13 protein-coding genes are annotated in these 12,249 nt (G+C 72.2%); 5 read left to right on the forward strand and 8 right to left on the reverse strand.

Annotated features, from left to right (window positions below; translation table 11 throughout):
• The 3 genes from E1298_RS14095 to E1298_RS14105 all read right to left on the reverse strand — a co-directional run.
• The coding region (locus tag E1298_RS14095) for a YlbL family protein (protein ID WP_131893178.1) at positions 1–1,033 on the reverse strand (1,033 nt) is incomplete at its 3' end.
• 28 nt (positions 1,034–1,061) lie between these two features.
• Positions 1,062–1,514 (reverse strand): molybdenum cofactor biosynthesis protein MoaE, encoded by a 453-nt coding sequence (locus E1298_RS14100; protein ID WP_207944618.1) that lies wholly within the window; start codon positions 1,512–1,514, stop codon positions 1,062–1,064.
• 10 nt (positions 1,515–1,524) lie between these two features.
• Positions 1,525–2,061: a PPA1309 family protein gene (locus E1298_RS14105; protein WP_131893182.1), complete on the reverse strand. Its 537-nt coding sequence runs from the start codon at positions 2,059–2,061 to the stop codon at positions 1,525–1,527.
• Between the two features lie 174 nt (positions 2,062–2,235).
• On the opposite strand from E1298_RS14105, the gene E1298_RS14110 reads away from it, so the two are divergent.
• Entirely contained in the window at positions 2,236–5,088 is a 2,853-nt protein-coding gene (locus tag E1298_RS14110; RefSeq protein ID WP_341770627.1) for a UPF0182 family membrane protein, read from the forward strand.
• Between the two features lie 46 nt (positions 5,089–5,134).
• On the opposite strand, the gene E1298_RS14115 is transcribed toward E1298_RS14110, so the two are convergent.
• Positions 5,135–6,217: an NAD-dependent epimerase/dehydratase family protein gene (locus tag E1298_RS14115; RefSeq protein WP_131893186.1), complete on the reverse strand. Its 1,083-nt coding sequence runs from the start codon at positions 6,215–6,217 to the stop codon at positions 5,135–5,137.
• 89 nt (positions 6,218–6,306) lie between these two features.
• Here E1298_RS14115 and E1298_RS14120 point away from each other — a divergent pair, with 89 nt between their 5' ends.
• From E1298_RS14120 to E1298_RS14125, 3 genes are read left to right on the forward strand one after another with little or no spacing between them, the layout of a single operon-like run.
• Positions 6,307–7,683: a zinc-dependent metalloprotease gene (locus tag E1298_RS14120; RefSeq protein WP_131893188.1), complete on the forward strand. Its 1,377-nt coding sequence runs from the start codon at positions 6,307–6,309 to the stop codon at positions 7,681–7,683.
• On the forward strand, positions 7,680–7,856 hold the full coding sequence (locus E1298_RS48060) for a hypothetical protein (RefSeq protein ID WP_165975455.1): 177 nt from the start codon (positions 7,680–7,682) through the stop codon (positions 7,854–7,856). Before E1298_RS14120 ends, E1298_RS48060 begins: the two co-directional genes overlap by 4 nt.
• A 2-nt stretch (positions 7,857–7,858) precedes the next feature.
• On the forward strand, positions 7,859–8,452 hold the full coding sequence (locus tag E1298_RS14125; protein ID WP_243725580.1) for an NUDIX hydrolase: 594 nt from the start codon (positions 7,859–7,861) through the stop codon (positions 8,450–8,452).
• Here E1298_RS14125 and E1298_RS14130 read toward each other — a convergent pair.
• Together E1298_RS14130 and E1298_RS14135 are read right to left on the reverse strand one after the other, a co-directional pair.
• A complete protein-coding gene (locus tag E1298_RS14130; protein ID WP_207944619.1) occupies positions 8,442–9,095 on the reverse strand; it encodes a hypothetical protein in 654 nt (217 codons plus the stop codon). The genes E1298_RS14125 and E1298_RS14130 overlap by 11 nt on opposite strands.
• The gene (locus E1298_RS14135) at positions 9,092–9,643 is read right to left on the reverse strand and encodes a M48 metallopeptidase family protein (RefSeq protein WP_131893233.1); all 552 of its coding nucleotides are present in this window, start codon (positions 9,641–9,643) and stop codon (positions 9,092–9,094) included. Before E1298_RS14135 ends, E1298_RS14130 begins: the two co-directional genes overlap by 4 nt.
• Positions 9,644–10,106: 463 nt before the next feature.
• Between E1298_RS14135 and E1298_RS14140 the strand changes: the two genes are divergently transcribed.
• The gene (locus tag E1298_RS14140; RefSeq protein ID WP_243725577.1) at positions 10,107–11,438 is read left to right on the forward strand and encodes an ABC1 kinase family protein; all 1,332 of its coding nucleotides are present in this window, start codon (positions 10,107–10,109) and stop codon (positions 11,436–11,438) included.
• Positions 11,439–11,615: 177 nt separating this feature from the next.
• On the opposite strand, the gene E1298_RS14145 is transcribed toward E1298_RS14140, so the two are convergent.
• Both E1298_RS14145 and E1298_RS14150 read right to left on the reverse strand, forming a co-directional pair.
• The gene (locus E1298_RS14145; RefSeq protein WP_131893192.1) at positions 11,616–11,876 is read right to left on the reverse strand and encodes a hypothetical protein; all 261 of its coding nucleotides are present in this window, start codon (positions 11,874–11,876) and stop codon (positions 11,616–11,618) included.
• A gap of 7 nt (positions 11,877–11,883) precedes the next feature.
• Positions 11,884–12,162, reverse strand: a complete 279-nt coding sequence (locus E1298_RS14150) for a WhiB family transcriptional regulator (protein WP_131893194.1) — start codon at positions 12,160–12,162, stop codon at positions 11,884–11,886.
• Positions 12,163–12,249: the final 87 nt, after the last annotated feature.

Below are 12,249 nucleotides of genomic sequence, written 5' to 3' on the forward strand. Positions count from 1 at the left end.
GGATGGGGCCTTTGCCGCTGGTGAGGGCGTTGATGGCCTGGACGGCGTCGTGGAGGGTGTCGGCGCGGACGAGGCGGAGGCCGTCGGGGCGGGCGCTGAGGGCGTCGGAGCAGTTGTCCTTGGGGGTGAGGAAGACGGTGGCTCCGGCGCGGCGGGCGGCGACCATTTTCTGCTGGATGCCGCCGATGGGGCCGACCTTGCCTTCGGGGGTGATGGTGCCGGTGCCGGCGATGAACTTGCCTGCGGTGAGGGGGCCGGGGGTGAGCTTGTCGACGATGGCGAGGGAGAACATGAGGCCGGCGCTGGGGCCGCCGACGTCGCCGACGCTGATGTCGATCTTGAAGGGGAACTTGTAGTCGTCGGCGAGGACGACGCCGACGACGGCGCGCTTGCCGGTGGGGTCGGCGACGGTGGTGAGGGTCTGCTTCTCTTCCTTGCCGGCGCGCTTGAGGGTGAGGGTGACGGGGGCGCCGATCTTGCGTTTGGCCATGGTGCCGGTGATCTGGGAGACGCTGGTGACCTTGGCGCCGTCGAGGGCGGTGATCTCGTCGCCGGGCTTGAGGCGGCCGTCGGCGGGCTTGCCCTTCTGGACGCCGTCGACGACGACCTGGGTGCTGATGGGGATGCCGAGTTCGTGGAGGGCGGCGGCTTCGGCGCTCTGCTGGGAGTCCCGCATCTGGCGGGTGTTCTCCTGGTCGACCTGCTTCTGCGACTCGTTCTTCGGGAAGATCGTCTCTTCGGGGACGATGGCGGTGTCGCCGGCGAGCCAGCCGCGCAGGGCGGTGAACAGGTCGATGCGGCCGCCGGGGCCGCCGCGGTAGGTGACGGTGGTGAAGTTGAGGTGGCCTGCGTCGGGGTAGACCTGGCGGCCTTCGATCCGGACGAGCGGCTGGCCTTTGTCGTTGGTGCCGAGGGTGTTGCTCGTCGGCCCGGGCATCAGCGCGACGTACGGCACGGGCATGAGGGAGCCGACGAGGGCCAGTGCGAGGACGAGCACGCTCGCGACGGTGAGCGTGGCGGCACGACGAGACATGGCGGAAACTCTATGCGGCGCGGGGGGCTCAGCAGGCCCCGACCCACTCGTCGTCGCCGCCCGCGAAGGTCTGGTGCTTCCAGATCGGCACGTTGGCCTTGAGGTCGTCGATGAGCCGCCGGCAGGCTTCGAACGCTTCGGCGCGGTGGGGGCCGGACGCGGCGACGACGACGGCGAGGTCGCCGATCCGCAGGTCGCCGACGCGGTGGACGGCGGCGAGGGCGGTGACGGGGAGGTCGGCGGCGACCTTGTCCATGACGGCGCGGAGCTCCCGTTCGACGGTGGGGTGGGCGCTGTAGGACAGGGCGCTGACGGCGCGGGCGTGGTCGTGGTCGCGGACGGTGCCGACGAAGAGGGCGGTGCCGCCGGCGGCGGGGTCGCCGACGGCGGCGAACACCTCGTCCACCGACAGGGGCGTCTCGCGGACGCCGATGAGCCGGATGACGTCCGGGGTCCCGCCGTCGGCGCTGTCTTCGCTCACGTCCCGCAGGTTACCCTTCCGGCGGTTTGCGGGGCTCGTCCGGTTCGAAGGTGGCGGCGAGGGCCTCGGCGAGGGCGGGGACGAGGTCGGGGCCGGCGAGGACCTCGTCGGCGGCGTCGTGGCGGCGCAGCCGCAGGGCGGAGTGGCGGGCGCCGTCGCGCAGGACGCCGACGATCATGCGGACGTCCTCGCGGCGGGGGTGGGCGGCGGCGTACGCGGCGGCCTCCGCCTCGTCCTCGGGGATCTCCTCCTCGACCTCGGGCGGGAGGACGACCCGCTCGATGACGAGGGCGCAGCCTTCGACCGAGTCCGGCCACGCGATGGCGGCGAGCGCGTCCTCCACGGCGGCCTGTTCGGGCAGTGCGGGCTGTTCGAGGGCGGCGAGGGTGTCGCCGCCGGGCGGCAACCCGAGCTGATCGGCCAGTTCGGGTTCGGCGCGGCGCAGTTCGGTGCTGCGGACGAGCGCGTAGAGGCAGGGGGCGGCGTCCCATTCCTGCTGGGCCCAGTGACGTTCGAGGTCGAGCACGACCTCTTCCAGAAGACTCACGGGGCCATCTTTCCCTCAATCAGCACGGGGAAGTGCGGGAACCCCCGGCCCAGTCGGTAAGTTGCATACACAGCACCGGCGGGCCGCCGGTGGGGGCGATCTCGATCGGAGGGGGCCTTGTCCTTCCGGACTCCCGGCTTCGGGCGTCGGCTCGGAAGCGGGCGGACCCGGCTGGTGCTACCTGTTCTCGTGGCGCTGGCCGCAGTTCTGATCGCCTACATGGTGTTCACGTCCATCTATACGAACCTGCTGTGGTACCGGTCGGTCGGTTTCTCAGAGGTGTACACGACGCAGCTCCAGGCGAAGGTGGTGCTGTTCTTCGGCTCGGGGCTGTTCATGGCCCTGGTGGTGGGCGCGAACGTCGTGGTCGCCTACCGGCTGCGGCCGGCGTACCGGCCGCTGTCGGTGGAGCAGCAGGGCCTGGAGCGCTACCGGTCGGTCATCGATCCGCGCCGCAAGCTGATCGCCGTGGTGATGCTGGGGCTGCTGGCCGTCCTGACCGGTTCGTCGGTGGCGGGGCAGTGGCCGGTGTGGCTGGCGTTCCTCAATCGGACGCCGTTCCACGTGGTCGATCCGCAGTTCCACAAGGACGTGTCGTTCTACGTCTTCACGTATCCGTTCCTGCGGCTGCTCCTCGGTGTGATCTTCGCGACGGTGATCCTGTCGTTCGTGGCCGCGTTGATGGTGCACTACCTGTACGGGGGGCTGCGGCTGCAAGGCCCCGGCGACAAGGCCAGTCCGCCCACGCGCGCCCACCTGTCGGTGCTGGCGGGGCTGTTCGTGTTGCTGAAGGCGTTCGCCTACTGGTTCGACCGTTACGGGCTGGTGCATTCCGAGCGGGGCGTGTCGACCGGCGCGTCCTATACCGATGTCAACGCGCTGCTGCCCGCCAAGACGATCCTGGCGGTCATCGCGCTGATCTGCGCCGCGATGTTCGTCAGCAACCTGCTGCGGCGCGGCATGATGCTGCCCGGCGTGGGGTTCACGCTGCTGGTGCTATCGGCGATCCTGCTCGGCGGCCTCTACCCGCTGCTGATCCAGCAGTTTCAGGTGAAGCCGGACGAGCTGGCCAAGGAGCGCGCGTTCATCCAGCGCAACATCGAGTTCACCCGCAAGGCGTACGGGGTGGACAAGGCGAGTGTCGTCCCGTACGGGACGCAGCCGGTGACCGACAAGAAGAAGCTGCAAGAGGAGTCGGACCGGCAGCGGCAGGACGGCGTGCGGCTCCTCGACCCGAACGTGGTGGGCGAGACGTTCCAGCAACTCCAGCGCATCCGGCCGTTCTACAAGTTCCCGGACACGCTGGACGTGGACCGCTACACGGTCGACGGCCGCACCATCGACACGGTGGTGGGGCTGCGCGAGGTGTCAGGGGCGCCGTCGGGGCAGCACAGCTGGGTGAAGGACCGGATGGTCTACACGCACGGCTACGGGTTCGTGTCCGCCTACGGCGACCGGTTCACCTCCCGGGGGGTGCCCGAGTTCATCACCAAGAGCATGCCGGTCGCGCCGGACGAGAAGATCAAGGTGGCGCGGCCGGAGATCTACTTCGGGGAGCGGTCTCCGCGCTACTCGGTGGTGGGCGGCCGCGGGCAGCAGGAGCTGGACTACCCGGACAACAGCAAGGCGGGCCAGCGGAGCAGCACCTATACCGGGGAGGGCGGCGTCGCGATCGACTCGTTCTTCCGCAAGCTGCTGTACTCGACGAAGTTCCAGGACAAGAACCTCCTGCTGTCGGGCGCGATCAAGAAGGACGCCAAGATCCTCTACAACCGGACGCCGCGGGAGATGGTGCACCGCGCGGCGCCCTGGCTGACGCTGGACGGCGACCCGTACCCGGCGGTGGTGGGCGGGCGCATCGTGTGGATCGTGGACGGCTACACGGCGTCCAGCGGCTACCCGTACGCGGAGCAGACGAGCCTCGGCGAGGCGACCCGCGACACGATCACCGACACGCGGTCGGCGGTGGCGCAGCAGGCCAACGACCACATCAACTACATGCGCAACGCGGTGAAGGCCACGGTCGACGCCTATGACGGCACGGTCCACCTGTACCAGTGGGACACCGAGGACCCGATCACCAAGACGTGGATGAAGGTGTTCAAGGGCACCGTCCAGCCGCGTTCCTCGATCCCGCCGGAGCTGGAGGCCCACTTCCGCTACCCGCAGGACCTGTTCAAGGTGCAGCGGAAGATCCTGTCGAAGTACCACGTGACGGACCCGGCGGCGTTCTTCAGCGGTGAGGGCTTCTGGGAGGTGCCGGAGGATCCGGGCGCCAAGGGCAAGCGGCAGCCGCCCTACTACCAGAGCCTGCGGACGCCGGGCGCACCGGCGACGAACTTCTCGCTGACGACGGTGTTCAACCCGCGCGGCAACGGGCAGCTCGCGGCGTTCATGTCGGTGTCGTGCACGCCCGGCCCCGGCTACGGGAAGATCGAGATCCTGCAGATGCCCCGCAACGCCCAGCCGGCGGGCCCGGGACAGGTGCAGAGTTCGTTCGAGACCGATTCGCAGGTGAAGAACGACCTGTTCGCGCTGAGACAGGGCGGCACCAAGACGGTGCCGGGCAATCTCCTGACGATCCCGTTCGCGGGCGGGCTGCTGTACGTCGAGCCGATGTACGCCAAGACGGCCGGCGGGTCGGAGCAGCAGCCGTATCCGTTCCTCGGGAAGGTGCTGGTGCAGTTCGGCGACAGCATCACGGCCGCCAACTCGCTGAGGGAGGCGCTGAACCAGATCCTGGGCGGCGCGGGCGGCCCGGCGGCGACGACGCCGGGCGGGAAGCTGAGCCCGGAGGCGCAGAAGGCGGTCGGCGAGCTCCAGCGGGCCGTGGACGCCTACGAGAAGGCGCAGCGCGAGGGCAACTATCCCGCGATGGGCGAGGCGTGGAAGCAGATCAAGGATGCGCGGGACGCCCTGGCGGCGGCGCAGCAGGCCAAGCCGCCGGCGGCTCCGGCGCCGTCGGGATCGCCCTCCCCCTCCCCCTCGCCGTCCGCCTCGCCGAGCGCCACACCGCCGCGGGACTGACCCTCCGCCCCAGGCCGGCCCAGGGCCCCGGCCTGGGGCGGGAGGATCAGCGGCGGCGCTTGCGGGCGCGCCGGATCGCGGCGGCCGCGCCGATCGCGGCGACGGTGGCGCCCGCCGCGGTGGCCATGGTGGCCTCCTTGCCGCCGACGCGGCGGCCGACGACGGCGTGCCGTCCCGCCGTCTCCTCCATCAGGACGCGCAGCGCGGTGGCGTTGTCGTATTGCGGCTTCCAGCCGGCGGCGCGCAGCCGGGCGCAGTCCACCACCCACGGGTAGGCGACGTAGTGCAGGTCGGTGGCGGGCGCCGGGGTCATGCCGAGCCGGTGCAGGCGCTGCGCCATGCCGAAGGTGAGGGCGGCGGGCAGCTCGAAGCTGCGCTTCCCGGTGATCTCGCTCACCTCCTCGGGGCCGAGCCACCCCTCGCAGCCGACCGCGACGGGCCCGGCCACGTTCTGGACGACGACGACCTCCAGGGCGGACGCCAGGTCCTCGACGTGGCAGAACTGCCAGCCGGGCGTGCTGCCCTTGACCGACAGCAGCCGCGGCGCCTCGAAGTGCCGGGTGACGACGGTGTCGACCCCCGGCCCGACCAGCGCGGCGGGACGGACGACGGTGATCTCCAGGCCGGGATGGGTGACCGGCGTGTTCACGGCCAGCTCCTCCATCTCCAGGTAGTCGCCGGCGATGCTGGCGTTGGCCTCGGCGAGCAGCGGCGCGTCCTCGTCCAGCGGCACCGCGTTGTCCGGCCCGGCCCCGTACACCATGGCGCTGGTGACGAGGACCACACGGCGGACGCGGGCGGCGGCAGCGGCGGTCACGACCGTCTGGGCGCCGCGGACGTTGTGGGTGCGGCGCTCGCGCGGGTCGGCGTCCGGGGACCGTTCGAGGTCCAGGTTGACGATCATGTCCACGTCGGAGAGCCGGTTGGACAGCAGCGGATCCCGGATGTCCACGACACGCCACGTCGCCCCGGGGACGTCGCCTCGGTGCCCGTCGATGGCGACGACCTTGCGGATCTCTGCCCGTTCGGCGAGCCGGGCGGCCAGCAGCCGCCCCGCCCCGGAGGCCGCCCCGGTAACGGCGACGACCGGGCCCTTGCTACGCCGAGGGCGAACCTTGCCCGTTGCCACGGGGGTGCCCCCTTCCTTGTGTACGCGACCTTGCCGGGACCGGCTAACGTTGCGGATATGAGCCCATCATGCATCCCAGGGGCAAACCGATGAGTGATCCCTTCGGCTTCAACCGTCCCGGCGACGGAGATGACGACCGGCCCCAGGATCCATTCAAGGGCATGGGCGGCGACATGGCGCAGTTCGCCGACATGCTGCACCGCTTCGCCGACATGATCGGCGGCCAGGGCGCCCTCGGCACGGGCGGTCCCCTGAACTGGGACCTGGCCAAGAACATCGCCCGGCACGCGGTGGTCGAGCAGGGCGACCCGTCGATCGTGGACGTCGAGCGGCGCCAGGTCGAGGAGGCGCTGCGGCTGGCCGACCTGTGGCTGGACGAGGGCACGACGCTGCCCGCCGGCATCCGGACGCCGCAGGCGTGGAGCCGGTCGGAGTGGATCGAGCAGACGCTGCCGGTGTGGGCGAAGGTGTGCGACCCGATCGCGTCCCGCATGGTCGAGTCGATGGGCGGGGCGCTCGGCGGCGGGGAGATGCCCGCCGACATGCAGGCGATGGCCGGTCCGCTGATCGGGATGGTCAAGCAGATGGCGGGGGCGATGGTCGGCGGCCAGGCCGGGCAGGCGCTCGGCGCCCTGGCCCGCGAGGTCACCGGCTCCGCCGACGTGGGGCTGCCGCTGGCGCCGGACGGCGTCGGAGCGCTGCTGCCCGCCGGCGTCGAGGAGTTCGGCTCGGGTCTGGAGGTGTCCGGCGACGAGGTGCGCCTGTACCTGGCGCTGCGCGAGGCCGCCCACCAGCGGCTGTTCTCGCACGTCCCGTGGCTGCGCGCGCACCTGCTGGGCGCGGTCGAGGAGTACGCGCGCGGCATCACCGTCGACCTGTCGGGCATCGAGCAGGCCGTGCAGGGGCTCGACCTGAGCAATCCGGAGGCCATCCAGGAGGCGCTGGGCGGGGAGATCCAGCTCCAGCCGGAGGAGACCCCGCGGCAGAAGGCGGCGCTGGCCCGCCTGGAGACCACACTGGCGCTGGTCGAGGGCTGGGTCGACACCGTCGTCAACGAGGTCGCCGAGGGGCGGCTGCCCGGCTCGGTGAAGCTGGCCGAGGCGGTGCGGCGCCGCCGCGCCACCGGCGGCCCCGCCGAGCGGACGTTCGCGACGCTGGTCGGCCTGGAGCTGCGGCCCCGCAGGCTGCGCGAGGCCGCCGCGCTGTGGCGGACGCTCACCCAGGTGCGCGGCACCTCCGGCCGGGACGCGATCTGGGAGCACCCCGACCTGCTGCCGACGGCCGGCGACCTGGACGACCCCGACGGGTTCGTCCACGGCCGGGACGAGATCGAGGGCCTGTCCGACCTGGACCTGTCCAAGCTCACCCGGAGCCCCGAGGACGAGACCGTCCCGGAGGAGGGCAAGCCGGACGACAAGAACGACCTGAACGAGGACGGCGAGGGCGACGAGGGGCCCCGCCCATGAGCCGGGCGCACGCGCACCACGTCAACGGCTGCCGGTACGAGCCGGGCTCGTGCGCGAACGTGATCAGGCGGCGGATCGCGCGGGCGAGCCTGTGCTGGCAGCGGCCGAGCGACCAGGAGCGGCGGCGCCGCCGCCCCGCCAACTCCCGCTACCCGCGCATCGGCCGCGCGTGACGGTGGCGCCCGGCAGTCGGCCCGCGGCCCCGGAGCCCCCGGAGGCTTCCGGGCCGCCGATCTATGCCGACGCGGTCCGGGTGCTGCGCGGCTGGTCTGCCCCGGACGCCGATCAGGAGCGGGTACGGCTGGAGTTCCTGCGCCATCTGGAGGAGCACCCGGCGGACGGGCTGTGGCGGGAGTGCGCCGCCGGGCACCTCACCGCGAGCACCGCCGTCCTGGACGCGTCCCGGTCGCGGGTGCTGCTGACGCTGCACGCCAAGATCAAGGCGTGGCTCCAGCTCGGCGGGCACTGCGAGCCCGCCGACCGCACGCTCGCCGGGGCGGCGCTGCGGGAGGCGACGGAGGAGTCGGGGATCGCGGGGCTGCGGCTGCTGCCGGGGCCCGTCCAGCTCGACCGGCACGCGGTGCGCTGCCACCCCCAGGGGACGTGGCATCTGGACGTCCAGTACGTCGCGATCGCCCCGCAGGACGCGCGCCACGCGGTCAGCGACGAGTCCGACGATCTCGCCTGGTTTCCCGTGGACGCCCTGCCGGAGACGTCCGACGACGTGGTCCGCGCGCTGGTGGCCCGTGCCCGCGGCCTCAGGTGCTGAGCGGGTGCCCTTCGAGCAGCGGATGCCCGCCGAGCAGGGCGCGGGTGCTGTCCCAGCCCTCCAGCCCGGGATCGAGGAACCGCAGGTCGCCGGCGGTGCGGAGCCGGTGCCAGCCGGGGCCCTGCGGCACCAGGCCGGGGCGCGGGGCGGCGTCGCGCAGCCGGGCCAGCGCGTCCGGGCCGTCGAGATCGGCGCGGTCGGCGGCCTCGGCGAGCCATCCGGGGAGCGGCAGCCGCGCGGCGAGGGCGACCAGCCCGTGCCCGCGCGCGGCCTGGCAGACGGCGGCCGGGGCCTCGCCCAGGGCGCGGAACAGCTTGCCGATCAGCAGCGGCGGCAGGTCGGGGGCGTCCGCCGCGACCAGGGCGGCCTCCCGCGCGCCGAGGGCGTGCAGCGCCGCGAACGCGTCCGCCGGGGTGCCCGCCCGGACGATCGCGGTGCCCGGCCAGGTGACGGCCTCGGCGTCCGGCTGGTCGGGCGGGTCCAGGACGAGGGCGGGCGTCACCAGCTCCAGTCCGGCGACGACCTCGTAGGCGTCCTCAAGGAGGGCGAGCCGGAACGCGTCCGGGTCGATGCCGGGCGGCGGACCCGGAGCGCGGGCGGGAGCCGAGACGACCGCGGCGTAGCGGGTCGCGGCTCCGGTCACCCTGCGGCCTCGTGGGGGAACTCGTCCCCGGGGTGCAGGCCGTCGACACGGTGGAGGTCCTCAGGCGGGGCGGCGTCGTCGGGGGCGTCGGCCTCCAGCGGCAGGTGGGCGGCCGCGGCGACGCCCTCCAGGTACCCGCGCGCCCGGTCGGCCTTGGGGTAGTTGCCCACCAGCTCCCAGAAGTCGGCGCCGTGCCCCGGGATGAGCAGGTGCGCCAGCTCGTGCACCAGGACGTAGTCGACGACCCAGGCGGGCATGCCGCGCAGCCGCGTGGACAGCCTGATCGTGCCGTCGTCGGGTGTGCACGAGCCCCAGCGGGTGCGCTGGTTGGCGACCCAGCGGACGCTGACGGGGTCGGCGCGGCCGTCCAGATAGCGGCGGGAGAGCTCGTGGGCGCGCGACTGGAGGTCGGCGTCGGAGGGGCGCCGGCGGCGCTCCCTTTCCTCAAGCCGTTCCAGGATGGTGGCGATCCACTGCTCTTCTTCTGCCTTGCTGAGCCTGGAGGGAACCATCACCACCACCTTGTCCCCGTCGCGGTAGGCGGACACGGTGCGCCGGCGTCTGCTGCTGCGGCGGACCTCAACGTTAGGGGGCACGCCAGAACCGTACCCAAAAATTTGCGTCCTCCACAGGGGGTGTTTGACGTTACCCCAGGTCAACCCACATGTTTTTCACGATCCCCCCAGGGTTTCCACAAACTCCGCCGACCTTCCTTGGGCGGCGTCAGGATGGGACGGCCCCGCTCTCCGGTGAAACACCGAGCGCGCTTCTCCCCTCGCGCGCGGCGCCTTCCCGGACGTCCTTTGAGGCCATCATGATCGGTTGCGCGGACGATTCCCCTCGCGCCGGGGGTCCGAACCGCGCGCGCACGCGCGCACCGTCCGCACCCGGCGTGAGAAAGCGCACACTTACCACGTTCGCCCAGGTGGGGCGGGCGTGAAGTGTCGGTGTCCAGGATTGGTTACCGATGGTTGTGGCGCGAACGACAGCCGATCGCCGACAATGTGGAACGTGAGCGATCTTCCCCGCCGCGCGGTGACGCGGTCAGCAAAGCTGGCGTCCCTCCCCATCGGCTTCGCGGGACGCACCGCGCTCGGAATGGGGAAGCGCACCTTCGGCAGGCCGGCCGAGGCCGTCGCCATGGAGATCCAGGCCCGCACCGCCGAGCAGCTGTTCAAGGTGCTCGGCGAGCTCAAGGGCGGGGCGATGAAGCTCGGCCAGATGCTGTCGATCTTCGAGGCGGCGCTGCCGCCGGAGATCGCCGGGCCGTACCGCGCCACGCTGACCCGGTTGCAGGAGGCCGCTCCCCCGCTGCCCGCGTCGTCGGTCCACAAGGTGCTGGCCGAGGCGCTCGGCGAGGACTGGCGCGACGACTTCGCCTCGTTCGACGACCGGCCCGCCGCGGCCGCGTCCATCGGCCAGGTGCACCGCGCCGTCTGGCACGACGGCCGGGACGTCGCCGTCAAGGTCCAGTACCCGGGCGCCGGCAAGGCGCTGATCAGCGACTTCAACCAGCTGGCCCGGCTCGGCCGGCTGTTCGGCGTCCTGATGCCCGGTCTGGACGTCAAGTCGATGCTCGCCGAGCTCAAGGAGCGGGTGGCCGAGGAGCTCGACTACACGGTCGAGGCCGCGTCGCAGACCGCCTTCCACGACGCCTACGCGGGCGATCCCGACTTCGTCGTCCCCGAGGTGATCGCCCAGGCGGGCCACGTGCTCGTCACCGAGTGGATGGACGGCACCCCCCTCTCCAAGATCATCAGCGAGGGGGACCAGGAGACGCGCGACCACGTCGCCCTGCTGTACTGCCGGTTCCTGCTGTCGGGCCCGAAGCGATCCGGGATGCTGCACGGCGACCCGCACCCCGGCAACTTCCGGCTGCTGGAGGACGGCCGCCTCGGCGTGCTCGACTTCGGCGCCGTCGACCGCATCCCCGGCGGCTTCCAGCAGCGCCTCGGCCTGCTCCTGCGGATCGGGACGATGGCCGACATCGACGAGGTCGAGGACGCGCTGCGCCGGGAGGAGTTCATCCGCGACGGCGTGGAGGTCGACGCCGAGTCGCTGCAGGGGTTCCTCGCGCCGATCACCGAGCCCTTCGTCACCGAGACGTTCAAGTTCAACCGCGAGTGGCTGCGCGACATGGCGGCCCGGGTCACCGACCTGCGGCCGACCAACGTCGTCCGGCAGCTGAACCTGCCGCCCGAGTACGTGATCATCCACCGGGTGCTGTCGGCGGGGACCGGCGTGCTGTGCCAGCTGGAGTGCGAGATCCCGGCCCGCGCCGAGTCCCTGAAGTGGGTGCCGGGTTTCGCCGACGACGAGGACGGCGAGCTCGTCAGCGGCTGATCCGGAAGACGCGGCGGAGCCCCGCGCGCTGATGAGGTGCGCGGGGCTCCGCTGTCCGGCGCGTCCGGTGAGTGAGGCACCGGACGCGCCCAGGCGCCCGCCGGGAGGCACGCGGTCCGCCAAACCATCCAAGAAGGGCGGACGGCGGCCTGCGACCGGCCGGGCCGGTGATGGTTCTCAGTAGGTCTTGTCACTCGCCGTGGGCGCGAGCAGGACGCGCCGCACGCGCGACGCCCTGGTCTGCGCCTCCCGGCGCGCGCGCCGCAGCGCGCGCACCCGGGCGGCGAGCTCGTCAGGGACGGTCCCGGATATTCGCTCCCGGGACGGGTCCTGGCCGAGCATGGTCATCTCGTTCTCCCTGGCCGCCCGGAGGCGCGGTCCCCGCGCGGGGATCGCGCCTCCGGGGTTCTTGCGGTCGAGTGTCGACGTGGTCGGCATCAGGAGCTCACACGGTCACTTCGTCCGGGAGCGGGTGCTTGCGCGGACGGCCGCGCGGCCGCTTGCGCGCAACGATCACACCGCGGACGAACAGCTCCCCGCCCCAGACGCCCCAGGGCTCCTTGCGCTCCAGCGCCCCGGCGAGGCACTCCTTGCGGAGCGGGCACTCCAGGCACAGGGCCTTGGCGAGCTCGACATCGGCGGGAGCCTCGGCGAAGAAGAGCTCCGGGTCGGTCCGGCACGGAAGCGTGAGGTCCTCCTCGCTCACTGCGAGAGCCCCCTGCATCACAGTCACCCTTGTTCCTCTCGTTGGATCTCAACGGGCGTGTCGGTGGGTTGTCTGGGCAAATAAGAAGGCCGCGGATCCGGTATC

The organism is Actinomadura rubrisoli (assembly GCF_004349215.1).
In the GTDB taxonomy this organism is placed as follows: Bacteria; Actinomycetota; Actinomycetes; order Streptosporangiales; family Streptosporangiaceae; genus Spirillospora; species Spirillospora rubrisoli.

Coding starts and splice junctions, on each gene's coding strand:
- E1298_RS14120 (WP_131893188.1), top strand. CDS start 6,307: ATGAGTGATCCCTTCGGCTTCAACCGTCCCGGCGACGGAGATGACGAC.
- E1298_RS48060 (WP_165975455.1), top strand. CDS start 7,680: ATGAGCCGGGCGCACGCGCACCACGTCAACGGCTGCCGGTACGAGCCG.
- E1298_RS14145 (WP_131893192.1), bottom strand. CDS start 11,876: ATGCCGACCACGTCGACACTCGACCGCAAGAACCCCGGAGGCGCGATC.
- E1298_RS14150 (WP_131893194.1), bottom strand. CDS start 12,162: ATGCAGGGGGCTCTCGCAGTGAGCGAGGAGGACCTCACGCTTCCGTGC.